This window comes from Photorhabdus cinerea (assembly GCF_011189575.1).
Lineage (GTDB): Bacteria > Pseudomonadota > Gammaproteobacteria > Enterobacterales > Enterobacteriaceae > Photorhabdus > Photorhabdus cinerea.
The window spans coordinates 104439-130385 of the sequence record NZ_PUJW01000004.1 but is presented as its reverse complement, the minus strand read 5'-3'; the positions used below and the strand labels follow the sequence as shown (position 1 = coordinate 130385).

20 protein-coding genes and 1 pseudogene are annotated in these 25947 nt (G+C 41.2%); 7 read left to right on the top strand and 14 right to left on the bottom strand.

Annotation, left to right across the window (positions count from 1 at the left end; all coding sequences use genetic code 11):
• Positions 1–257: 257 nt before the first annotated feature.
• The 3 genes from lpxK to C5469_RS05260 are packed head-to-tail and all read right to left on the bottom strand — an operon-like array spanning position 258 to position 5376.
• On the bottom strand, positions 258–1268 hold the full coding sequence (gene lpxK / locus C5469_RS05270; protein ID WP_166303309.1) for a tetraacyldisaccharide 4'-kinase: 1011 nt from the start codon (positions 1266–1268) through the stop codon (positions 258–260).
• A complete protein-coding gene (gene msbA / locus C5469_RS05265) occupies positions 1265–3013 on the bottom strand; it encodes a lipid A ABC transporter ATP-binding protein/permease MsbA (RefSeq protein WP_166303586.1) in 1749 nt (582 codons plus the stop codon). The genes lpxK and msbA overlap by 4 nt, the downstream gene beginning before the upstream one ends.
• 35 nt (positions 3014–3048) lie before the next feature.
• Complete coding sequence (locus C5469_RS05260; protein ID WP_166303307.1) at positions 3049–5376, bottom strand: ComEC family protein; 2328 nt, start codon at positions 5374–5376, stop codon at positions 3049–3051.
• Between the two features lie 570 nt (positions 5377–5946).
• On the opposite strand from C5469_RS05260, the gene C5469_RS05255 reads away from it, so the two are divergent.
• Together C5469_RS05255 and C5469_RS05250 are read left to right on the top strand one after the other, a co-directional pair.
• Positions 5947–6759, top strand: a complete 813-nt coding sequence (locus C5469_RS05255) for a 2OG-Fe(II) oxygenase (protein ID WP_166303304.1) — start codon at positions 5947–5949, stop codon at positions 6757–6759.
• Positions 6760–6763: 4 nt separating this feature from the next.
• The gene (locus C5469_RS05250) at positions 6764–7399 is read left to right on the top strand and encodes a LysE family translocator (RefSeq protein ID WP_166303302.1); all 636 of its coding nucleotides are present in this window, start codon (positions 6764–6766) and stop codon (positions 7397–7399) included.
• Positions 7400–7581: 182 nt separating this feature from the next.
• Here C5469_RS05250 and C5469_RS05245 read toward each other — a convergent pair whose 3' ends face one another.
• From C5469_RS05245 to ansB, 10 genes and pseudogenes are all read right to left on the bottom strand, one after another.
• Positions 7582–7833 carry a bacteriocin immunity protein gene (locus C5469_RS05245; protein WP_065823863.1) on the bottom strand — a complete coding sequence of 84 codons (252 nt, stop codon included), beginning with the start codon at positions 7831–7833 and terminating at the stop codon, positions 7582–7584.
• A pseudogene (locus C5469_RS24410) lies at positions 7830–8912 on the bottom strand (PAAR domain-containing protein). The gene C5469_RS05245 and the pseudogene C5469_RS24410 overlap by 4 nt, the downstream one beginning before the upstream one ends.
• A 389-nt stretch (positions 8913–9301) precedes the next feature.
• Positions 9302–9586, bottom strand: a complete 285-nt coding sequence (ihfB, locus tag C5469_RS05235; RefSeq protein WP_036774195.1) for an integration host factor subunit beta — start codon at positions 9584–9586, stop codon at positions 9302–9304.
• A gap of 64 nt (positions 9587–9650) precedes the next feature.
• Positions 9651–11324, bottom strand: coding sequence for a 30S ribosomal protein S1 (gene rpsA / locus C5469_RS05230; RefSeq protein ID WP_166303583.1), 1674 nt, complete (start codon positions 11322–11324; stop codon positions 9651–9653).
• A 173-nt stretch (positions 11325–11497) separates the two neighbouring features.
• Positions 11498–12190, bottom strand: a complete 693-nt coding sequence (gene cmk / locus C5469_RS05225; RefSeq protein WP_166303299.1) for a (d)CMP kinase — start codon at positions 12188–12190, stop codon at positions 11498–11500.
• Between the two features lie 170 nt (positions 12191–12360).
• Positions 12361–13647 (bottom strand): 3-phosphoshikimate 1-carboxyvinyltransferase, encoded by a 1287-nt coding sequence (aroA, locus tag C5469_RS05220; protein WP_166303580.1) that lies wholly within the window; start codon positions 13645–13647, stop codon positions 12361–12363.
• A 127-nt stretch (positions 13648–13774) separates the two neighbouring features.
• Positions 13775–14863 (bottom strand): 3-phosphoserine/phosphohydroxythreonine transaminase, encoded by a 1089-nt coding sequence (gene serC / locus C5469_RS05215; protein ID WP_166303296.1) that lies wholly within the window; start codon positions 14861–14863, stop codon positions 13775–13777.
• Positions 14864–15030: 167 nt separating this feature from the next.
• Complete coding sequence (locus C5469_RS05210; RefSeq protein WP_207628765.1) at positions 15031–15522, bottom strand: GNAT family N-acetyltransferase; 492 nt, start codon at positions 15520–15522, stop codon at positions 15031–15033.
• Between the two features lie 8 nt (positions 15523–15530).
• A complete protein-coding gene (locus C5469_RS05205) occupies positions 15531–15806 on the bottom strand; it encodes a type II toxin-antitoxin system TacA family antitoxin (protein ID WP_166303290.1) in 276 nt (91 codons plus the stop codon).
• 239 nt (positions 15807–16045) lie between these two features.
• Positions 16046–17089, bottom strand: coding sequence for an L-asparaginase 2 (ansB, locus tag C5469_RS05200; RefSeq protein WP_166303288.1), 1044 nt, complete (start codon positions 17087–17089; stop codon positions 16046–16048).
• Between the two features lie 139 nt (positions 17090–17228).
• Here ansB and ycaO point away from each other — a divergent pair, with 139 nt between their 5' ends.
• The 5 genes from ycaO (at position 17229) to C5469_RS05175 (ending at position 24474) form a co-directional block, all read left to right on the top strand.
• Positions 17229–18992: a 30S ribosomal protein S12 methylthiotransferase accessory factor YcaO gene (ycaO, locus tag C5469_RS05195; RefSeq protein WP_166303285.1), complete on the top strand. Its 1764-nt coding sequence runs from the start codon at positions 17229–17231 to the stop codon at positions 18990–18992.
• 317 nt (positions 18993–19309) lie between these two features.
• Positions 19310–20167 (top strand): formate transporter FocA, encoded by an 858-nt coding sequence (gene focA, locus C5469_RS05190; RefSeq protein ID WP_166303283.1) that lies wholly within the window; start codon positions 19310–19312, stop codon positions 20165–20167.
• 56 nt (positions 20168–20223) lie between these two features.
• Positions 20224–22506, top strand: coding sequence for a formate C-acetyltransferase (pflB, locus tag C5469_RS05185; protein ID WP_166303280.1), 2283 nt, complete (start codon positions 20224–20226; stop codon positions 22504–22506).
• Between the two features lie 61 nt (positions 22507–22567).
• Positions 22568–23308, top strand: a complete 741-nt coding sequence (gene pflA / locus C5469_RS05180; RefSeq protein WP_166303277.1) for a pyruvate formate lyase 1-activating protein — start codon at positions 22568–22570, stop codon at positions 23306–23308.
• A 317-nt stretch (positions 23309–23625) separates the two neighbouring features.
• Positions 23626–24474, top strand: coding sequence for a DUF4225 domain-containing protein (locus C5469_RS05175; RefSeq protein ID WP_166303274.1), 849 nt, complete (start codon positions 23626–23628; stop codon positions 24472–24474).
• A 648-nt stretch (positions 24475–25122) separates the two neighbouring features.
• On the opposite strand, the gene C5469_RS05170 is transcribed toward C5469_RS05175, so the two are convergent.
• Positions 25123–25602 (bottom strand): Hcp family type VI secretion system effector, encoded by a 480-nt coding sequence (locus C5469_RS05170; protein WP_036774222.1) that lies wholly within the window; start codon positions 25600–25602, stop codon positions 25123–25125.
• Positions 25603–25947: the final 345 nt, after the last annotated feature.

The window sequence follows — 25947 nt, the reverse complement described above, 5'->3', positions numbered from 1 at the left end:
CCCGCCAACATTGCAGCTGCCTGAATCAACCATACAATCTGAGTCAACTACACAAAACGGTTGTTCAGCCACTCCGCCACAATGGATAATTTTAATATCATTCAACAATAGCAAAAAATCAAATAAATCTGGGAACAACTATTAAAATTGTATATATTGACAAAGAATAACCCAGAAAAAACATTAGAAATTCTTATCAGAATGAGGTTGTCGTAAAAAGCCCAGCCAGCAGAGCAGTCACTGCATATTTTTGAAATTTACTCAGTTTTTTTACTGACGAACAATTTACTCACGGGCAATAGTGAACAGATGCTATCCAACATCACTTGCCCCTTTTCCTGCGGTAATTGAGCATCTACCGGTAAATACCACCAATTGGACTGAGCAAAATTAAAACACTTAACTGCATCTTTTTCCGTCATTAGTAAATTCTGGTTTGCATCAGCCAGATGGTTCAATTGATCTTTGGTGTACATTTGATGATCGGCAAACGCACACTCTTTTTGTAAGTCAGCACCTAACTGTTGCAGAGTAGCAAAAAACCGTGGTGGATGCCCAATTCCGGCCATAGCGACAACGTCAGGTATAAGGTCCACCATTCGCTTTTCACCACTAACCATATTCACCGCCAACCCACCAGCTAATGTCATGGATAATTCGCCTGACTGAGGCGTACCACCATTTATAATAATGGCATTAACCGTATTCAATCGCCCGGATAATTCACGCATCGGACCCGCCGGCAGCCACCAACCATTACCAAAACGGCGTACACCATCGATAACAACAATTTCAAAATCCCGTTGCAAAGCATAGTGCTGTAAACCATCGTCAGTAACGATGATATCCAATGGTGTACTTGCCAATAATGCTTTTACTGCTTCAACCCGCCTTGGAGCAACCGCCACAGGTGAACCGGTACGACGATGAATCAGTACGGGTTCATCACCTGCTTGAATCGTTGTGATATTTTCAGTCACCAGCAAAGGGTAATTTTCTGCTTTACCACCATAACCGCGAGAAACAACACCAACCCGATGGCCTTTTTTCTGTAGCTGTTCCACCAGCCAGATAACTACCGGAGTTTTACCATTACCTCCGGCAGTCAAATTACCCACGACCACAACAGGTACAGGCGCTTTCCAAGACTTACTCAGTCCAATTTTATAACTCAACCGCCGTAATCCACTTATCAGCCCATAAAGGGCTGAAAAAGGTAACAACAGCAAATAAAGCCATGAGCGGCCTGACCATATGCGTTCAATCATTGCCCAAATTGCATCCGATGTAATTGTGAGTAAACGCCATTTTTCTCCAGCAGAGAGAGATGATTACCTCGTTCAACAATATGCCCATCTTCAATAACCAGAATTTCATCGGCTTTCTCAATGGTTGACAGACGATGTGCAATCACCAATGAAGTTCTATTCTTCTGCAATTCATCCAGTGCCGCCTGAATTGCCCGCTCGGATTCAGTATCCAGTGCCGAAGTTGCCTCATCAAGAATAAGAACCGGAGAATCACGCAATAAGGCACGTGCGATAGCAATACGTTGACGCTGACCACCAGAAAGCAATACACCATTTTCACCGATCATGGTATCCAAGCCGTTATCCAGCTTCCTGATAAAATCCATTGCATAAGCCATCTCAGCCGCCCTCTCAATCTCTTCACGGCTATATTGGTTTTCACTGGCATAAGCAATATTGTTCGCTACCGTGTCATTAAACAAATGCACATTCTGCGATACCAGAGCAACCTGTCCGCGCAAAGAAGAAAGCGTATATTCCCGTAAATCATGGTCATCAAGCAGAATACTGCCTTCATTGACATCATAAAAACGGGTCAGCAAATTCGCTATTGTGGATTTACCCGAGCCTGAACGCCCAACTAAAGCGACAATTTTTCCAGCCGGAATATGCATAGAAATGTTTTGTAATGCTGGTTGTTCCTTAGTCGGGTAGCAAAAAGTTACATTACGGAATTCAATATTACCGTCCGCTTTTTTAAGCTCCAATTTGCCTTCATCTTTTTCCTGTTCCATATCCAGAATAGCAAACAGAGTCTGACAGGCCGCCATGCCACGCTGGAATTGCGCGTTAACATTAGTCAAAGATTTTAACGGACGCATCAACGCAATCATTGATGAGAATACCACGGTAATTTTACCCGCGGTCAGTGTATCCATAATCTCCGGGAAACTTGCTGCATACAGGACGAAAGCCAAAGCAAATGAAGCAATAAGCTGAATAATGGGATCAGAAATCGATGAAGCAGAAACCATCTTCATGCCTTGCTGACGCATATTGTTGCTGACTTTATTAAAGCGTTCCGTTTCTACTTTTTGCCCGCCGAAAATCAACACTTCTTTGTGCCCTTTCAGCATCTGTTCAGCACTGGCAGTCACTTGGCCCATGCTGTTCTGCATATTTTTACTGATATTGCGAAACCGCTTTGATACCGAGCGAATAACCCATGATACTACCGGCGCAATCACAATCAGGATCAGAGATAACTGCCAGCTATAGTAGAACATCAAAATAAACAGGCCGATAATTGATGCCCCTTCCCTGACTACGGTAATTAATGCACTAGAAGAGGAAGAAGCAACCTGCTCAGAATCGTAAGTAATACGGGAAAGCAGAGTGCCGGTGGATTGCTGATCAAAAAATGATACCGGCATCCCCATCATATGACCAAACAGACGACGGCGCATCTGCATCACCACTTTACCGGAGACCCAAGAGATACAATAACTTGATACAAACCCGGATAGCCCACGCATAACCATCAAAGCAATCACGATCAGCGGCATCCATTTCAGTACATCACTGCTTGCTTTGCCGAAACCTTCATCAAGTAAAGGCTTAAGCAATGAAAGCATTAATGTATCACCAGCAGCATTAATAATTAGTGCAACCGCAGCAACTATCAGCCCAATCCTAAACGGAGAAATGATTGGCCATAGTCGGCGAAACGTCTGCCAGGTAGAAAGGTCTTTATCATTCATTATTGAGTTACCAACACCAAAAGAAATAGCGGGTTATTCTACTCATGATCGCCTCGAATACCAAACCACTGATGATACCAGCGTGACATAATTTGTTGCCTGTATCCGATAACCTCAACGTGATCGCTATAAAAACAACCGGTTATCTGCCCGGATACTGCGGTACTATGCCATTCCACCCCGGCTTTGCGATAACATCGCTGTACCTTAATCGACGGGAGCCGCCATGGGCTATAACGTGCGACAGAGGCAAATGCATATTGTGGAGCAACCGTGTGAATAAAGGCGGCGGTAGATGAGGTATTACTACCATGATGTGGAATCTGCAATATTGTCGATCTTAAATTATCTTTTTCTATTCCCAGTAGCTTATATTCCCCCTGTTTTTCCAGATCCCCAGTCAGCAACACGCTATGTTTACCATCTTCTACACGAATAACACAGGATTCATTATTACCCGCATTCACTACCCTTTCTGGCGGCCATAATACCCGGAAGTTCAATCCTTGCCATTGCCACTGTTCACCTCGTATACAGGGGAGGTGTTTATTGTCAGTTAAAGGACTTCTGACCGCAATATCAGGGTATTTCCGTTGTAAGAATTCCAACCCACCTGTATGGTCCAGATGATTATGACTAATAATAATTTGCTCCAGTGTTAATCTGTGCCAGCGCAAATAAGGGATGATCACTCTCTCAGCCGCACTGCCCGTTTCCCAGCGATTACCGGTATCAAAAATCAACGCCTTGCCATCTTTCTCAATGATAACAGCAAGCCCATGCCCAACATCCAGCATAGAAAATCGCCACAGATATTCTTCATTGCGCCTCAAATAACAGAGCATGATACCTAAAGAAATGCCAATCAGTAATTTATATGATTGCCACCAAGCGAATCGCCAGATAATAACGACAAACCAGCCAATAAACGTGATCAAGGTGGGAAAACTGCCCGTTTCACTCCATGACTGTTGCAAAACTGGCAAAGGGATCAAAGAAAAGGTCACAGAATAATCGACCAATTGCCATAGTAAGGCGTGAATAAAAGGACAAAAAGCGCTGATTAATGCCAGCATGATCAACGGAACGGTAATAAAAGAGATGATTGGCACTGCCCAGAAATTAGCAAATAGAGCGGAAAAATTAACGCCATGAAACAATAATAGTTGGAGGGGAATAAGCATCAACATCATGCCCATTTGCATATATAACCCACGCAGCCACAACCATTTCCAACCATAACGAAATGGTTCAACCAACGGCGCCCAGCGAAACCAGAACATTAGCGCCATTACGGCAAAGAAAGAGAGCCAAAAGCTGTCAGAAAGCACGGTCAGAGGATCAAATAACAGAATAATTGCAGCAGTCCACAATGCCCATTGCCAAGGGAAACACAGAATATTTCTATAACGTAAATAAAGCCAAAGTGTCAAACCCAGTAAGGCGCGAATAGCCGGAATACCCCAACCCGATAGCCATACATAAATCATTGCAACTATCCAGCCAGAGATCAGTGGGAATCTGTGCCCTATCCAATGGATGGGAAAAAAGAGTTGCAATAATCTTGCCATCCACCAACCAAACATGCTGGCAACAGTAATATGTAACCCTGAAATCGCCATAAGATGCGCCGTGCCTGTTTGCTGTAATAATAAATTATTCTCCTTGCTCAACCATTGACGTTCACCAAAGGCTAATGCCATTGCAATGCCACTATGTTTCAACTCACGGATAGTCGGCGCAATATTACTGACCAATCGCTGGCGTAAATTACATTTTTCATCAATTAATTCAGCATGGAGCACTTTCCCTGTCAGAGGTTGACGAATAGCTAATGCTCTACGCTGACTATCATAACCACCTTGATTTAACTGACTATGAACGGGTCGTAATTTCATGTTTAACTGCCATTTTTGACCAGCACACAAAGTGTCAGGGGAAAAATCCCAATAAGCAGAGACATACAGCGGCGGAAAAATAATTTTATCTTCTGTTTTAATCAGGCGAAGAAGAACTTTGTTTTTTTCCTCATCACCCAATGACAAGCTTTCAATAATAGCCTGCGATATATGTCCTCTCTCACTAAGATAGATTATTTGTTCAAGCAGATGATTTCCCTGCCAGCACCCTAGCAGAAATGCCAGCAATGAAATTGAGATCATCCGGCAAAGACAAAATGGCAAAAATAAACAGAATAGAGCCAATAACAAAAATGCAATAATCTGCCATTTCTGGGGTAATTCAGGCAAAAAAAGCAGGGGTATAATACCGATAATAATTGCTATCGCTGCCTGATTAACGCTGATTACCGGAATCGGTTGCTTCCAGTTTATCGTTATCCTGTTTATCAAAACTGAAAGCCACATCCTTATTCATCCTTACCCTTTTATTTTCGCAACAGAGTATTCCTTATTTCTTCCCAAGCAGCCATAAGCACCTAAAGAATTATCAAACACCTTCGCAGATTAATTTTGAGCTAGGAATAATTTCACAAACCAATGCGAACAGCTTCGCAAAATATTTTTTTACCTGGAATTTAAGTTAATTATATGATTGTTTTTTTACTGACGCTGGCATAATACTACTGCTTATTCCCCCTATTTTTTGTTGATACTCGACATGGGTATTAAATAGAATATATCGCAAACTTAATTACAGATAAAAGTGCACGATCTAAGCCATAAATGATTCACGAAAGAAATTACATCATCTATTTACAATCACTATTGAATATTAAATTTATTTCTTTTTGAAATCATTATTCCCAGACATTATATTAAGTTATTAAAATCAATTAAAACTTACATTTAATTTTCACAATCAAAATTACATTGATTAAATATTATTCTTTAAGATAGAATATTAAAAATATTTTCCAGCGTGTTCTATGTGGAAAAATCATATAAAATCATGTTAAATATAACAAGGTGGTTTTTATGAACAATGAAATAATTGTATCAGATTCTTTACGAGAACATGATCTTACTAAGTTATTTAATAATGAAGTGTTAGCAATTCATATAAAACAGTATGTAGATAGTCATCTTGCAAACAAGCTCTCTGATTTTTTTCTCTCCCATAAAAATCTGGAATGTCACCCTCACGACTTGAAAAAAGGAGATGAAATTGTTTTAGTCGATTATGGTGTTGACAGAATTGGTGTCTCTTACAACACAACTTTTGGCAAATCCAAAGATAGCGATAGTTATAAAAAATATTTTGATAACGCATTATCAGCAATAAGAGACGTCAGAAATTTCTGTGCCCCAATGCTAGCCCCTTTCGACAAATTCCGTTTAGAGTTGGATGAAGTGTGGTCCGCGGGTGCCAGTATCGCAAACTTTGAAGGTAAAAAGATGCATGCTGGGATTGCCAGGGTTATGAGAAGGCCCGAACGTTCTTTCATGGTTGAAAAACAACCTCATTTTGATGGCCTTCAACAACAATCCGTCAATTTACTAGGTCAATTCTCTGTGAATATATACATAAAAACACCGACAAATGGAGGAGAGTTAGAGCTGTGGGATGTCCCTGCTATTCCTATCACCGAGTTGATTGAAGATAATCCAGAATATAATTGGCGGGGTTCTCTCCCACCGTCCATTCTCATAAAACCAGAACAAGGAGATTTAATAATAATAAATACCCGGAAACCTCATGCAATTCGCAGTTTTTCTGATGGGTGTAGAATATCATTGCAAAGCTTTATAGGATTATCACTAAATAAACATCTCATGTTATGGAATTAACTATATGATCGCTGTAATGAGTACATTAGGGACATTTTTTATTTTAGGTCTGGGAGCTGCGGCTCCCGTTGGTCCTATAAATATAGAAATTATGCGCAGGCACTTGAATATCAGTTGTCTTCACGCCGTGATTTTTGGTTTAGGTGCTTGTTTCGCTGATATAATTTATTTATTACTTTTAGGATTTGGTATATTACAATTGTTTTCCAATACTATTTTTATGCCTATTTTTGGTTTTTTAGGTGCATTAATGGTAATTTGGTTTGGTATTATCAGCTTTATAAATAGGAAAAATGAAGAAAATATCAATATCATCTCCAGTCCCTATCATAGACAGTTTTTTGATGGTGTATTGTTAACGTTATTAAATCCGTACAATATTATCTTTTGGTTATCTGTAAGTGCACAACTCAACAATATTACATCAGACAAATACGGTTTAGCTATCGGTGCATCGGGAACAATTATTGGTGTTATTTTTTGGGTCGCATTCATTAATACCATTATATTTTTCTCCAGGAAAATGCTCAGTCACCGCGTTATCAAATTTATCAATTATGCCAGCGGTGTCACTTTGATTATACTTGGGCTATATTTCTTTTCATATTCAATAACATTATTTAATCTGAGATTTTCTTAGATCAGGAAATGCTATGCCTGAGGGTCGAATAACGTTTTTAATCAAACGAAATTTCGTGGAGATCCTTAGGCATAATTAAAAGGGTATCCGGATTTTAAGTTGAAACAGGATCATAGGACACTCCGCCTTTATCTCCCACACCAGTATTGCTAGAACCTGATCGATACCATAGTTTAGGCTGGTTATTCTTTAAAGCCCGGTTTTCCGTTTTTGGCTCGCCATTCTTTGATTTCATGCACTATGGCACTAGGACCACTTTTCCCATACTCTGGGTAATATAAAAGATCAGACCCAATAGGGTGTTCCGATAGACGCTCAAACTCCATGACAGCAGCCATATGTTCTTTCTCTGTAGAATATGTATCGGCATAAATGCCTATAACAAAATCAAGGAACTCTTTTTCTGTATAATCAGATATCTTTTTCATATTCATTTACCATTTTTATGAATTTCAATATGTTGCTTAGGCGTTATTGCATTGATATTGTCGAGATTGTATACATCACCTTCTTTTGATATTTGCTGTATGTGATGAAGCTCTATTTTTACTCGTTTGCCTACTTGTTCTGTCTTCCTGGCATATGGTGCCCGACCATTTTTCATTGTTGACAAATTACTTGGGTCAAATTGCTTAGACAACTTAGAATCATTACCAACCTCTTTCCAAAATGCCCTTCTGAAATCATCAAAGTTATTAAATCTCCTCCCTCGTAACCTATCCGCTATCTGGCTAGGGATCGGTGCACCCATATCTTGTCCTGCAAGACTTAACCAATTGCCTTCAACTTTTTGCCCTCGACCAGTTACCACTCCCGGTTGATTCCGGGGGGTATTAAACATCACATAAGCGGTAGCGGCGGCTTCCGCCTTATCTTTGCTGCTACTAAGCCACCGCTTATACCACGGTACCTTTTTGTCCTGCGGTTTATCCAGTTTAGGTGGGTGTTTGTTACTCTGTAGCGGCTGTTCAGACTTTGGAACCGTGACAGGAGCGGAAGATGACGAAACCTGATATATCGCCATCCTGCCAAAGTTATTTGCCGGCTCAGTCTCAGTTCCAGCATCGGTGCAACCTTTACCCCGCAAGCAGGATTTTGTAAATACCGGTATCGGCGGTGGTGCTTTCGCCACAGGAGGAACCGGAGCAGACTGTACGCCCGCCGTTTTCTCCACCGGTGACGAGAAATTCTGCGCCGCCATGTTAGCTGGCGTTACGCTGTGATTAACCGGCTGAGATTGTTTCTAGTAGCTGTCCATAATTGAGTTAATAAACCGAGCCTTACAGGGACAAGTACTGACACTATCCAGTGTGCCAGCCAGCTTGCGCCCCATGTCAAACATATCTGAGATACCACCAACAATCAGGTAAGTACCGGGATGTTTACCACAGGTAACCTTATCCCCTTCACGAGCAGTTGCTCGCCCATCAAACGTCATGGTGTGATCACCGGAGATAATCTGACCACCACAGGTCGTTTTATCACCAATCAGCAGATAATATCCTATTGCCATCTATTCACTTCTCCATTGATTTACAACATGACGAGTGGATCTCACTGAAATCATCATCATGTTTTCATCATTTATGGACTAATAAGTGATCAATGATGCAATGAATTTAACTTAAGAATATATAGGAATATTCCGAAATTTATAGAAATTAGGTTGATTGATGTTTATAATACATCATATTTCATAACAATTTTAATTCAGTTTTTTAACAAATGAAAACATCACAAATAAATTTGAAATTAATGACGATATTGGTTTTACATATCAAATGATTTTTTGGGAAAAAATGTCAAATTGACAAGATTCTGAGGTAGGGTTTTTCAATATAAAAACAGCACCCAAAGGTGCCGTTTAAAATTAAAATAAGAAATAACTTGTTATCTTCAAACTTAATCGTAGATATTTACGCGATCACGCAACTCTTTACCGGGTTTAAAATGAGGAACATATTTACCTTCCAATTCCACTTTATCGCCCGTTTTAGGGTTACGACCTACACGCGGAGCACGGTAGTGAAGAGAAAAACTGCCGAATCCGCGCACTTCTATCCGCTCACCATCTGCCAAAGTTTCAGCCATATGATCGAGCATTTCTTTCACTGCATCTTCAACGGTCTTGGCCGAAATATGAGATTGCTGGCCAGCAAGCCTTTCAATTAATTCAGACTTGGTCATTAGTACCTCCCTAAACTACCGTTTGGATAACACACTAATGTGTTATCCATCGTTATAACTTAAATTATTCGCCTTTAGCTGCTTTGAAAGCTTCAGCCATTGCATTGTTAGCAAAGTTTGCGTCTTCTTGTTTGTTCACAGAAGCGATAGCGTCTTTTTCGTCAGCTTCGTCTTTAGCGCGAACAGACAGGTTGATTACGCGGTTTTTGCGATCAACACCAGTATATTTAGCTTCAACTGCATCGCCAATGTTCAGAACCAGAGTTGCATCTTCAACACGGTCACGAGAAGCTTCTGATGCGCGCAGATAACCTTCAACGCCGTCAGCCAGTTCTACTGTAGCACCTTTAGCATCAACTGCGGTGACTTTACCAGTAACAATAGCACCTTTCTTGTTTACAGACAGGTAGTTATTGAATGGATCTTCCGCCAGTTGTTTGATGCCCAGAGAGATACGCTCACGCTCTGCGTCAACTTGCAGAACAACAGCGGCAATTTCATCGCCTTTTTTGTATTCACGAACTGCTTCTTCACCGGTAACGTTCCAAGAGATGTCAGACAGGTGAACCAAGCCGTCGATGCCGCCATCCAGACCAATGAAGATACCGAAGTCAGTGATAGACTTGATTTTACCTTCAACGCGGTCATTTTTGTTGTGAGTTTCAGCAAACAGCTGCCATGGGTTAGCTTTACACTGTTTCAGACCCAGGGAGATACGACGACGTTCTTCATCGATATCCAGAACCATAACTTCCACAACGTCACCAACGTTAACAACTTTGGATGGGTGGATGTTTTTGTTGGTCCAATCCATTTCTGAAACGTGCACCAGACCTTCAACGCCCTCTTCGATTTCTACAAAGCAGCCGTAATCAGTCAGGTTAGTTACGCGGCCAGTCAGTTTAGTACTTTCTGGGTAACGTTTAGCGATAGCTACCCAAGGATCTTCGCCCAGTTGTTTCAGGCCCAGAGATACACGGGTACGCTCACGGTCGAATTTCAGTACTTTAACTGTGATTTCATCACCCACATTGACGATTTCACTTGGATGTTTAACACGTTTCCAAGCCATATCGGTAATGTGCAGCAAGCCATCAACGCCGCCCAGATCAACGAATGCACCGTAGTCAGTCAGGTTCTTAACGATACCTTTAACTTCCATACCTTCTTGCAGGTTTTCCAGCAGTTGATCACGTTCTGCACTGTTTTCAGATTCGATAACAGCACGACGGGAAACAACTACGTTGTTGCGTTTCTGATCCAGCTTGATGACTTTAAACTCAAGCTCTTTACCTTCCAGGTGAGTAGTATCACGAACTGGACGAACATCAACCAGAGAACCAGGCAGGAATGCACGGATACCGTTCAGTTCGACTGTAAAGCCGCCCTTCACTTTGCCGTTGATAATACCGGTAACTGTTTCTGCGTCTTCGTAAGCTCTTTCCAGCATCAACCATGCTTCATGGCGTTTTGCTTTCTCACGGGACAGTACAGTTTCACCGAAACCATCTTCTACAGCATCCAGTGCAACATCAATTTCATCACCAACCTGGATTTCCAGCTCACCCTGAGCATTTTTAAACTGTTCTACAGGAATAGCAGATTCTGATTTCAGACCTGCGTCAACCAGTACAACGTCTTTATCGATAGCAACAACTACGCCGCGAACAATAGCGCCCGGACGAGTTTCGATAGATTGCAGGGATTCTTCAAAGAGTTGAGCAAAAGATTCTGTCATGTTAATGGTCTTCAAGAGTTTTAATTTAACGTCCACTTAGCCTCCAGCCGAATGGGGTTGTTTTACATGCCTTGCCACAATTCCCTGTTACAAGGTTGCCCGGTATGTAGAAAAATTTTATTAACCCACATACCTAATTTTTAGTACATCACCATCAATTATAAGCTAAAAACTTAAAATCGCTCAGGTAATAAAAGAATTTTTTTCGCATAATTTAGCGCTTTATCGATAACTTCTTCGATAGACATACTGGTTGAATCCAGTATTAATGCGTCTTCTGCGGGCGCTAATGGTGCAACTGCCCGATTGCGGTCACGATAATCACGCTCCTGTATCTCGGACAAAAGACATTCAAAGTTAACACTAAAGCCCTTTTCCTGCAACTGTAGCATACGTCTGCGCGCACGTTCTTCTGCACTTGCATCAAGAAATATTTTCACTGGCGCATCAGAAAATACAACGGTTCCCATATCACGACCATCAGCAATCAAACCCGGCGCACCCCGAAAAGCACGCTGACGCCGTAATAACGCTTCACGAACCCGTGGGAAAGCGGCTGCCTGCGAAGCAGTATTTCCGACCGTTTCAGTACGGATTTCATTACTGACATCTTCGCCTTCGAGTATCACACTGAGCTTCCCTTTTTCCGGGACAAAGCGTACATCAAGATTAGCAGCCAGAGGAACTAATGCATCTTCGGACCGAATATCCACCTGATGATGAATTGCTGCCAGCGCCAGTACCCGATAAATAGCACCGGAATCAAGCAATTGCCAGCCTAAAGCTTCTGCCAATGCCTGACATAAAGTTCCTTTACCGGCACCACTTGGCCCATCAACAGTTATCACTGGGGCTATCGCCACCATTATTGTTCTCCTTTAGCATGGCAAATTCACTCTTCGCCGAATGCTGAATCTTACTCAATAAAACAATCAATATCTGTAGCTTATTATACGCACTCAGAGGGTGATCGGAATAAGCACATTCTTAGTTTCGATCAAAGAATTGTGCTTTATTGGGCCATAATCATCGATGATTATGACTTATGCTGACTCAATCTCTCCAATTGATTGAAATAATCAGGGAAAGTTTTTGCTGTACAACCTGGATCGAGAATAGTAACCGGTGTATCAGACAGAGCCACCAATGAGAAGCACATCGCCATCCGGTGATCGTTATAGGTGCCAATTTCAGCCAGTAATATTCTTTGTGGTGGTGTGATTCGGATGTAATCTCGCCCCTCTTCTACCTCAGCACCAACTTTACGTAATTCAGTTGCCATTGCATGAAGCCGGTCAGTCTCTTTTACCCGCCAGTTGTATATATTGCGAATCACTGTTTCCCCGTCCGCAAACAATGCGGTCGTTGCGATTGTCATCGCCGCATCGGGGATTTCATTCATATCCATATCAATGCCAGTCAATGTGCCCCGTTCACATTCAATAAAGTCATCACCCCAGCGAATTTTCGCGCCCATTTTTTCCAATACATTGGCAAATTTGGTATCTCCCTGAAGGCTGTTTTTACCAATCCCGGTCACGCGCACAATACCGCCTTTAATTGCTGCTGCCGCCAGAAAATAGGATGCAGAAGAGGCATCACCTTCAACCAAATAATGACCCGGAGAGCGGTATTTTTGCTGACCTTTAATATGAAAAACCTGATATTGATCGTGCCCGACGGTAATACCAAAGCTTTTCATTAATGCCAGGGTGATATCAATATAAGGCTTAGAAACCAATTCACCCTGAATATGAATTTCACAATCATTTTCTGCCAATGGCGCGGTCATCAGTAATGCAGTGAGAAACTGGCTGGAAACACCACCATCTACGGTGACTTTACCGCCGATAAAACCGCCTTTAAGGTGTAACGGGGGATAATTTTCTTGTTCCAGATAATCAATTTCTGCTCCACCTTGACGCAAAGCATCCACAAGATGACCAATTGGGCGCTCTTTCATCCGAGGTTCACCGGTAAGAATGATGTTATTCTTGCCAAGGCATAATGCGGCAGCCAGTGGACGCATTGCCGTCCCAGCATTACCAAGAAACAGCTCTACCGGCCCTTTACCTGTAATCAATCCACCCATACCGTCAACTTCACAACGGGTACGATCATCAGACAAACGATAACTAATACCTAGCTCAGTCAATGCATTGAGCATATGGCGGATATCATCACTATCCAGCAAATTAGTCAGACAAGTTGTGCCTTCGGCAAAAGCCGCCAGTAATAATGCGCGGTTGGAAACACTTTTTGACCCTGGCAGGTTAACGGTTCCATTAATGGAGGAAATAGGTTGTAGCGTCAGGGATTGCATAAACAACAAGATCTCCGGTTATTGATTAAATTGTTCTAATTATTAAGTGAATCAGTTATATGTTTAAGGAAATATTTGCTAGTACTGAATATTCCGGGAACACATGTTCCCGGTTAAAGTTGACAAATCAACCGTTACGGCGCTCAAAATCAGCCATAAAATCGACCAAAGCCCGAACACCTTCTATCGGCATAGCATTATAAATAGAAGCACGCATACCGCCGGAAATACGGTGCCCTTTCAGTGCCTGCAATCCTTGTGCTTCCGCTTCTGCCAGGAACTTGCTATCTAATGAAGCATCTGCCATTTGGAACGGTACATTCATCAGAGAACGATTTTCAGGGGCAATCTGGTTACGATAGAAATCACTGTTATCAATGGCACTATAAAGCAGTTCAGCTTTAGCCTGATTACGTTTTGCCATCTCTTGTAATCCACCCTGCTCTTTCAGCCACTTAAAGACCAGACCAGAGAGATACCAGGCAAAAGTTGGCGGCGTGTTGAACATGGAATCATTCTCTGCCAGAACAGCATAATCAAGAATAGACGGGGTTTCTTGACGGGCTTTACCTAATAAATCTTCACGAACAATAACCAGCGTAAGACCCGCAGGACCAATATTTTTCTGCGCTCCCGCATAAATCATACCGTAACGGCTGACATCCAGTGGTTTGGAAAGTATTGAGGAAGAGTAATCAGCAATAACAACTTTGTTATCATCAAAATCTGGTTCTTGATGAATTTCGATCCCATCAATGGTCTCATTTGGGCAATAATGAACATATGCTGCATCATTATTCAATACCCATTCGCTCATTGGCTTAATGCTTTTCAAGCCATTAATTTCAGTTTTAATATTAATCACATTTGGCGTGCAGTATTTTTTTGCTTCTTTAATGGCACATGCAGCCCAATAACCACCATCAATATAATCAGCTCTAACATTACCCCCCAACAAATTCATTGGGATAGCGGCGAATTGCCCGCGAGCGCCACCATGGCAAAACAGTACTTTATAGTTTTCAGGCACTGACAATAAATCTCGCAGATCATTTTCTGCTTCTTTTGCCACCGCGATAAACTCCTTCCCACGGTGACTAATCTCCATAATCGAAGTCCCAATGCCCTGCCAGTTGCACAGTTCCTGTTCTGCTCTGCGCAACACTTCAACCGGCAACATAGCGGGACCCGAACTGAAATTATATACCTGATTCATTTACCTCACCTTAATCTGACGAAATAACAATGATTGATAACAATTAAGAATCTGATATATCGGTTGTATCATTCCCATTTCATTGCTGCAATGGTTATTCAGGCGTTGATCAAAACTATTGCAAAAATAGCCAATAAACTTGGTTCATACAGCAACAAGTGGACTTCTTATTTTTTTCTCTTTTTATTTACAGTCATCAGCGGCAAAAATAATGTGAATGGCAAATCGGATAAGGCAAGAAAACCGTGATACTGGTAAAATTGCGCTGCATTATCGTCTTTTGCATCAACAAGCAGTGCATAAGACGCAATTTCGGAACGAATAGTCCTCTCAAGCGCATCAGCTAACAATGCTCCGCCGAGTCCCTGATTTCTGAATATATGATCAACAGCCAATCTCCCCATCCGAACTGCCGGCACTGTTGGATATCGAGGCATTTTCTTAATAATGGTCGTCGGGAGGTCAGTCAACCGGATACTGGCAGCAGCCAGAGTGTAATACCCCACCACTTGATGATCATAAAGAGCAACAAAACAAGCCGCTACGCGACGCCTCACATCCTGACCAACTTGTTTTTGAAAATAGCGATCTAGCGATTCTGAACCACTATAAAACGAATTACGATCGTGTCTTTCGTTAAGTTGCATAACATCAAACATCGTAGCACTCATTTTGATCGTAATAGCTCGCGGCGACGTGCAAACGCACGTTTAAGCGCCGGAGTAGGTTCCGGTGAATTCAGTAACGCCTGCGCAAAATATTCCTGATCAACCAGAGACAAACGGAGTACTTCTGACTGTTCAATCGCGCGCTGTGCGGCATCTTGCGCAGCAGACACAACAAAATCAGTCATAGTACGGCCCTGAATTTCAGCGGCACGTTTAATCAGAGCGTGTAGATCAGAACTCATGCGCGCCTCAAAACGCGCGGTAGAAACAGCCATAATAGACCTCGACTAAAATTATCCGGCAAATTTCCGTACAAATAATTATATTAGTCACTTCTTGAGCAAAATGCTACTTTCAACTTTTGGTTTTAATTAGCGTACTTTAATCTGCATGCTTTAATGTACATAGTGCATAAAGGGCTTCGAAACCCTAGTCTCCGAAGCCAGCACAACCGTTGTCAAACAATTGTTCAGGGCGCACTGAATACGCCCTTTTACTATTTTTGAATTAGGAATTAATATTTAACAAACATCTCGTGAATTTTTGCTGGATCATGGGTTTTAGTCAGCGCTAATTGTAAAAGCACTCTGGCTTTCTGCGGATTCAAACGTTCAGATGCCACAAAACCATATTTGCTATCATCCACTTCCGCATTCTGAGTCACATAACCTACTGGTACACGACTTGCTCTCACAACCACAACCCCATCTTTCGCGGCCTGGGCCAAAGTATCGAAAACCGTTTTGTACATATTACCGTTGCCAACCCCGGCGCTGATGATCCCTTGATAACCATCACTCAACAGTGCTTTCGCTGGCAGATCAGAAGCATTCGCATAGTTATAAACAATGCCTACTTTTGGCAGCTTATCCAGTTTGCTGACATCAAAAATAGCCTTGTCCGCTCTCGGTTTAGCTTCAGCGTAATAATTAACTTTGCCGTTATGGATAAAACCTTCAGCACCAGCATTAATCGGCTGGAATGCCTGAACTTCAGTAGTGCTCATTTTCACCACGGTACGCCCGCTGATAACCGCATCATTCATTGCCATCAACACACCACGTTTGGCCGATGCTTTGTCCCCTGCAACCACTACCGCGTTATACAGATTTAACGGGCCATCAGCACCCATCGCTGTAGACGGACGCATTGCCCCAACCATGACTATCGGTTTCTGGCATTGAGTCGTTAGATCGAGGAAGTAAGCAGTTTCTTCCATCGTGTCTGTGCCGTGTGTGATAACAAAACCATCGGTCTTGTCACAATCAGCATTGATTTTTTTCGCCAGAGTCAACCATACCTGATCATTCATATCCTGCGAACCAATGCTCACCACCTGCTCACCTTTCAGGTTAGCGATATCTTTGATATCAGGGACAGCGTTGACTAATACATCAATACCCACTTTTCCCGCAACATAGTTGGATTCAGTTGCAGATTCGCCCCCACCTGCAATCGTTCCTCCGGTGGCCAAAAGTGTAATATTTGGCAAAGCAATAGCAGAACTGCTAATTAATGCTAATAAACTGGCTAAAGCTGTGTGTTTCATCTTTTTCATACTGATTTCCTTAATAAAAAATATCCCATCTGATTATGAATAATGATATCAATAAATCTGTGATGCATACCAGACTTTAGCTACCGAAAAAAAACTCGTATGATGAGCGCCCCGTAACGAGCATTCATAAGTGAATACCATGATGCAAACCTTTATTCCCGGCAAAGATGCTGCACTGGAAGATTCAATCAATAGCTTTCAGCAAAAACTACAACATCTTGGTTTTAATATCGAAGAAGCCTCTTGGCTGAACCCGGTTCCTAATGTCTGGTCAGTGCATATCCGTGACCGCGATTGCCCTTTATGTTTTACCAACGGTAAAGGTGCAAGTAAAAAAGCCGCTTTAGCTTCTGCTTTAGGGGAATATTTTGAACGTTTGTCAACCAACTATTTTTTTGCTGATTTCTATTTAGGACACGCTATCGCTAACGGTGATTTTGTCCACTATCCCAATGAAAAATGGTTTGCTTTACCCGAAGATGATTCCTTACCCGCCGGTATTTTGGATACCCGGTTACGTAAATTTTACGACCCTGAAAATGATTTATGTGCAAGTCAATTAGTCGATTTGCAATCAGGTAATGAAGAGCGTGGTATCTGTTCACTGCCATTTACCCGTCAATCTGATCAGCATACGGTCTATATTCCCATGAATATTATTGGCAATCTTTATGTTTCCAATGGTATGTCAGCAGGTAACACGGTTAATGAAGCCAGAGTTCAGGGGTTATCCGAAGTTTTTGAGCGCTATGTCAAAAACCGGATTATTGCAGAAGGCATCAGCCTGCCAGAAATTCCACAGGAAATCATGAATCGTTATCCGGGCGTGGTTGCAGCAGTCAACACATTACAGGATGAAGGTTTCCCGCTCTATTGTTATGACGCCTCTCTGAGTGGGCAATTCCCGGTGATTTGCGTGGTTCTGTTTAATCCTAATAATGGGACTTGTTTCGCTTCATTTGGTGCTCACCCTGATTTTGGTGTAGCACTGGAACGTACTGTTACCGAGCTGTTGCAAGGTCGCAGTCTGAAAGATCTGGATGTGTTCAATGCGCCGACTTTTGATAATGAAGAAGTTGCAGAACATACCAATCTGGAAACGCATTTTATTGATTCAAGTGGTTTGATCAGCTGGAATTTATTCAAACAAGATGCTGATTATGAGTTCGCTGACTGGAGTTTCAGCGGCACGACAGAAGAAGAGTTTGCTACTTTAATGGCTATTTTCAAGCAACTGGATGCTGAAGTTTATATTGCTGACTACGAACACCTCGGTGTTTATGCCTGCCGTATTTTGGTTCCAGGTATGTCTGATATTTATCCTGTGGAAGATTTACATATCGCTAATAACACCATGGGAACTCATCTGCGGGAAACTTTATTAGCGCTACCGGATAGTCAATGGCAGTCTGACGAATATCTGGCACTGCTTGAGCAATTAGATGAAGAAGGTCTGGATGATTTTACCCGTGTTCGTGAACTGCTTGGCATTGCGGTTGGTAAAGATAATGGCTGGAGCAATTTACGTATTGGTGAACTGAAATCCATGTTGGCATTAGCTGGCGGTGATTTGGAACAAGCTCTGATTTGGGTAGAATGGACTCAGGATTTTAACGCCTCAGTCTTCACTACCGAGCGAGCTAACTATTATCGCTGTCTGCAAACACTGCTTTTACTTGCGCAGGAAGCAGACAAAGAGCCTGCACAATATTACCAGGCATTTGTAAAAATGTACGGACAAGATGCTGTTGAAGCTGCTTCAGCGGCTATTTCTGGTGAAAATTGTTTTTACGGCTTGTGGTCAGTCGATGTAGATTTAAAATCACTACCCGCTCATCAAGCTTTATTAGCTGCTTATAAGAAACTGCAAAAAGCAAAACGTGATTTCTGGAACGCAAAATAAAATTGTAGAAAAGACAATTTTTTATTAAAGGTAAAATGCAGGTTAAATTCAATTTATTTAAAATAACAAATAAATAACAATTTAACCTGTAATTTTACTTACCAAACTTCCCTCTAGTGGTTAAATAAAAAAATATAATAATTTTTAAAATTTTTTTATTTTATTAAAATCAATAAATTAAATGAAATTTTAGCCAATTAGCTCCCCAAAACAACGTTCACTCTCTGAGGATTATGATCTATATCAAGTTTACATCCTCATGCCTTTGTTATTATCGTTACGTACCATAACTAATTAATCATAAAGAGAATGTTAGTATGAAAGCTGACACCCCTTTTAATTTATTATCGCCTGCGGTAATAGCAAAATTCGCTGATGATGTTGGTGTTTATAAAACCACTAAACATCCTGTAACCACCTATATATCAGCAATAACTGCCGGCTTTTTTATTTCTATTGCCTTTGTTTTCTACATTACCGCTACCACAGGAACTGAATCTGTCCCTTATGGGTTAGCTAAATTAGTCGGCGGAATCTGTTTCTCACTTGGATTAATGTTAGTTGTGGTTTGTGGCGCAGATTTATTTACTTCCACCGTGCTGACGATTATTTCCAAAGCAACCGGACGTATAACCTGGTGCCAAATGTTTAAAAACTGGATTAACGTTTATTTTGGTAATTTAATTGGCGCGTTATTTTTTGTCGCTATTATCTGGTTTGCTGGTCAATATCGTGTTGCTAACGGATTATGGGGCCTGAATGTACTGCAAACAGCTGACCATAAAGTACACCACACTTTTATTGAAGCCGTGTTTTTAGGCATTCTTGCCAACTTGATGGTTTGTCTCGCCGTTTGGATGAGTTATGCCGGACGTAGTTTAATGGACAAAATATTTGCCATGATTTTACCCGTAGGCATGTTTGTTGCCAGCGGTTTTGAGCACAGTATTGCTAACATGTTTTTAATCCCGCTTGGTATTGTTATTAAGAATTTCGCACCCACTGAATTCTGGATCAATGTGGGAGCAACACCTGAACAATTTTCTCAACTCACTATTTCACACTTTATTACTAACAATTTAATTCCAGTCACTATTGGTAACATTATCGGTGGCGCAGTTTTAGTGGGTTTGACTTACTGGTTAATTTATCTGCGTAGCGAGCAAAAATATTAATTAGCTCCCTCGCCTGATTTTTCAAAAGTTCGATTATTAAATAAGGTAGACGTATCATGACTGAGTTAAATGAAAAATTCTCTGTAGCATGGCAAGGTTTTAATCAGGGTGACTGGCAAAACGAAGTCAATGTTCGTGATTTCATCCAGAAAAACTATACACCATATGAGGGTGATGAATCTTTCCTCGCAAGCTCTACCAAAGCAACCGATGCTTTGTGGGAAAAAGTCATGGAAGGTATCAAAATCGAAAACCGTACTCATGCACCAGTTGATTTTGATACTGATATCGCGGCTACTATTACTTCCCATGATGCGGGTTACATTGAAAAAGATCTGGAAACCATCGTTGGCCTGCAAACTGAAGCACCACTAAAACGCGCCCTGATCCCCTTTGGCGGTATAAAAATGGTAGAAGGATCATGTAGAGTTTATGGCCGTGAACTCGATCCTAACTTAAAACAAATTTTCACTGAATACCGCAAAACGCATAATCAGGGTGTTTTCGACGTTTACACACCCGATATTCTAAAATGCCGAAAATCTGGCGTGCTAACCGGTCTGCCTGATGCCTATGGCCGCGGGCGCATTATTGGTGACTACCGCCGTGTTGCAATATACGGCATCAATTTCTTACGTGATGATAAATTAGCCCAATTCAATTCATTGCAGGAAAAACTGGAACGCGGTGAAGATCTGGAGATGACCATCCAGCTGCGTGAAGAGATTGCTGAACAGCATCGTGCTCTGGGCCAGATTAAAGAAATGGCAGCTAAATACGGCTATGATATTTCTGGCCCTGCCACTGATGCCAAGGAAGCGATACAGTGGACTTATTTCGCTTATCTGGCAGCGGTTAAATCTCAAAATGGTGCAGCAATGTCTTTCGGGCGCGTTTCCAGCTTTCTGGATATCTACATCGAACGTGACCTGCAAGCAGGTAAATTGACAGAAATCGAAGCACAGGAATTGATCGACCATCTGGTCATGAAGCTACGTATGGTGCGTTTCCTGCGGACACCTGAATATGACGAACTGTTCTCCGGTGACCCAATCTGGGCAACAGAATCCTTGGCGGGTATGGGGCTGGATGGCCGCACGCTGGTCACTAAAAACAGCTTCCGCTTCCTGAATACCCTGTACACCATGGGTCCGTCACCAGAACCCAACATGACCATCCTGTGGTCTGAGAAACTGCCAGTAAATTTCAAAAAATTCGCAGCAAAAGTTTCCATCGACACCTCATCTTTACAATATGAGAACGACGACCTGATGCGCCCTGACTTCAACAACGATGATTACGCTATCGCTTGCTGTGTCAGCCCGATGATTATTGGCAAACAGATGCAATTCTTCGGCGCCCGTGCAAATTTGGCTAAAACCATGCTGTACGCCATTAATGGCGGCGTAGATGAAAAGCTGAAAATGCAGGTCGGCCCAAAAGAAGAGCCAATGAAAGATGAAGTGCTGGACTATGACAAAGTTATGGCCCGCATGGACCATTTCATGGACTGGTTGGCAAAACAGTATGTTACAGCATTGAACATCATTCACTATATGCATGACAAATACAGCTACGAAGCTGCACTGATGGCCCTGCATGACCGTGACGTTCATCGTACTATGGCATGTGGCATTGCTGGTCTGTCTGTCGCCGCTGACTCGCTGTCTGCTATCAAATATGCCAAAGTCACGCCGATCCGTGACGAAGACGGTTTAGCCGCTGACTTCAATATTGACGGTGAATATCCACAATTTGGTAACAACGACTCACGCGTCGATGATATCGCCTGTGATCTGGTTGAGCGCTTCATGAAGAAAATCCAGAAGCTGAATACTTATCGTAACTCGGTTCCTACTCAATCTGTTCTGACTATCACCTCTAACGTGGTCTATGGTAAGAAAACCGGTAACACTCCTGATGGACGTCGCGCTGGTGCACCATTTGGACCGGGCGCAAACCCAATGCATGGTCGAGATCAAAAAGGTGCAGTCGCTTCTCTGACCTCTGTGGCTAAACTGCCATTCGCCTATGCGAAAGACGGTATTTCTTATACTTTCTCTATCGTACCGAACGCGTTAGGCAAAGATGATGAAACACGTAAAACTAACCTGGCTGGTTTACTGGATGGTTACTTCCACCACGAAACAGACATTGAAGGTGGTCAGCATCTCAACGTTAACGTGATGAACCGTGACATGTTACTCGAGGCCATGGAAGACCCTGAGAAATATCCTCAGCTCACCATCCGGGTATCTGGCTATGCTATGCGTTTCAATTCATTAACTAAAGAACAACAACAAGATGTGATCACCCGCACTTTCACTCAGTCTATGTAATAATCTGTTATCAAAAAGGCCCTAATTTGGGCCTTTCAATCAGTTTTGGAGCCATCCTGTTATGTCCGTACTTGGCCGTATCCACTCTTTTGAATCCTGTGGCACCGTTGATGGTCCCGGTATCCGGTTTATCGTCTTCTTTCAGGGCTGTCTGATGCGCTGCCTCTATTGCCATAACCGCGATACATGGGATACCCACGGTGGCAAAAACGTTACTGTCGAAGAATTAATAAAAGAAGCGATAACCTATCGTCATTTTATGAATGCATCAGGGGGTGGCGTTACTGCATCAGGGGGTGAAGCCATTCTGCAAGCTGAATTTGTGCGTGATTGGTTCAGAGCCTGTCGTGCCGAAGGTATTCATACCTGTCTTGATACCAATGGATTTGTTCGTCGCTATGATCCGGTTATTGACGAGCTGATGGACGCGACTGATCTTGTCATGCTTGATTTAAAACAGATTAATGATGAAATTCACCAACAGTTGGTCGGTGTTTCAAATCACCGCACTTTGGAATTTGCCCGCTATCTGGCTAAACGTAATCAAAAAACTTGGATTCGTTACGTTGTCGTTCCAGGCTGGTCTGATGATGATGAATCCGCTCATAGGCTGGGTGAATTTACCAGAGATATGAAAAATATTGAAAAAATCGAGCTTCTGCCTTATCACGAACTGGGTAAACATAAATGGATTACCATGGGTGAGGAATATAAGCTGGAAGGTGTGAAACCGCCAGCAAAAGAGACAATGGACAGAGTTAAAGGTATTTTGGAAAGTTATGGGCATAAGGTTGTGTATTGAATTTCTTAACCCCCACTCCTGAAATGAAATGTGAAGTACAGTAAAACTGAAAATCGGATTAGTCCGGTTTTCAAGATTAAAATAAAAAAGAGAACATCTATCAATTCAAGCCTAATTTCTCCGAAAGACAAAAATGCATTCAGGAAATAACCGAAGAACTGGTACTTATATTTCCAAGCTAACTGCTCCTGCGTCTAAAACACACTTAAGAAAATATCCTTATAGGCAAAAATAAATATTGACTTATGATTTACATTGTATATTTTCAGTACACTGCACTATATTAAGTTAAGCTTCAAAGAAACAGGTTGTTTGTTATGGATACTTTAGATGAATTCTACGAAAGGAACCCTTGGGCCAGAGGGTACTTTGATAATAGTACCAATGAAGAAAGGAAACTTCTGAAAATTCAGATGGATAAACAAAACGAGTTGATGGTGCTTATGGATAGAGTTGCCAACAAATATATGAAATGGAGCCTGGCTAAAGACCATTTTATCCATGAAGTTATTGCTTATTCTGAAGATATCACCGCAAAGATAAATACTGGAGAGCTTTCAATCTCTGAAGCAATAGCTTCATTGGATGAAGAAATGCGATCGTTAGAAAAACAGGATGCCATGCTTTCTCAAAAGAGTGTAAAGCAAGCCATCGTTGTAAAGAAAAAAGCGCCAGGTGAGAATACTAAAAGCAGAAAAGATGAAGTAGTCAATTTGATTATTGCATGGATTGGATTTGTATCTGGGACTATACAATTCATTGGTGGTTTTTTGCTTACTGATACAGGCATTGGAGCCGCACCTGGAGCGCTATTAATGGCACATGGTCTTAATAACGTTGTTGAAAGTGAGCATTATATTCTTTATCGTGAAAGTTATACTGGGCCGGTTAAATTTATCTATGAAGGGGTTGGAGAAAAAGTTTTTGGGATGGATAAGCGTGATGCGGATGTAGTGTATACATCAGTTGATGTTGGTATGTCCCTGAATGGATTACTTGGCTATAAACTCGAGCCAGATAGTCAAAGATTATATCGGTATATAAATGCTGATCTGCTTTGGGGATTAAAACACCAAGGAATTAAGATGATGAGTACAGAAGATATAATTTTAGAAATTGCTGGTGATTTAAATACTATATATGGTCAAGCGAGGAACTACAGATGAATTCGGTTTATGTTTCACTGTCTTTAATTCTACTATTCCCTGTTTATTTTTGTATAAAAAGATTGTTAATGTCACCTGATTTTTATCCTCATCTTTACGCAATAATATTACCATTGATTTTCTCAGCATTTCATTTCTATGTTTTTAATTTTGATTCAATACCTTTTTTGAATATAAATACCATTGATAACGATTTTTTACATTATTACTCTTTAGCTTTAGGTTATTTAAGTTGTGTTCCTTATATAATAGCAAGAAAAGTTATTATTAAATAAATGTAATAGACAATATAGATCGTATTGAGGTAAGAAGAAAATGGTAGACTATTTATATATTATTTTTTCTTTACTTGCGCTTTACCCTCTATACATTGCTTTTAAAAAACTTTTAACCCCCTATGATGTTTATATTAACTACTCATCTGTACTACTTATGATGGCGTCTAACATTTTTCATTTACATGTTTTTCATACTGGCCAGATTCCATTTTTGGGTGTATCCGTATCAGATAATGACTTTATGCTATACACTTCTTTTGCTCTATCTTTTTCGTGCACTATTACATTCATGATTGCACACAGCAGACATTATAGAAAAAACAAATGGTAATTTTGCCGGTAAAACAAAACTATTTTACCGGCAAATAAATTAATAAATGCGCTCATCCCAAATACTATAAGCACTAGTCCCTGCTATATGATGAGTCCATGTGATGCTCTTATAACGTAAAGAGATCGTTTCTTGCGGCTGAGAACCAGCATGTGTTATCGAATGAGGATGATAAATAGCTAAATCAACGATCGTCGCCCCAATCACTTTTATGGTGTAATACAACTCCAGAATCCCGGCTTGATTCGTTCTATAACCATCAAAGATAGCATCCAATACTTCATTCTCTGAAATCGCTACCCCCAAAAGCGGTGACGACTTATCAATAGGCTTCTTAAATGTTATAGGATGATGATTGACATTCAGCTCTCTGGTTAGAGAGTGAGAAAGACTATATACCAGTATCTGGTCTATATGCTCCAACTGACCTTTATTTCCAATTGAATCTATAGACGAACAACCTGCCGATATTAACCCCTGTTTATGGCCCTTTAAAGTTAAATAAATTAAGTCTGACATATACACTCCTTCTTAGTGTTAAAATACCAATGAATTACCATTAACACGAGTCTTCATTCTACATAAAAAAAGCCCAAATAGAATTAAAATTTATGATTTCAGGGATATATTTCAATTAAACTCAGCTATTAAATTACATTGAAACACTTTGTTACGATTATTTACAACTTAATGCAATTAGAAACACTTATTAATATATTCCATAGTCATTCACCATATTTTTGGTTTATTACTTCTATTTAATACTTGTTGATTAAAAGAATTAATATAATATATTACTAGCTCTCTCAAGCTGACTGCATCTTCGAAACGAAGACAGGAAAAAACTATTTCATATTATGAATC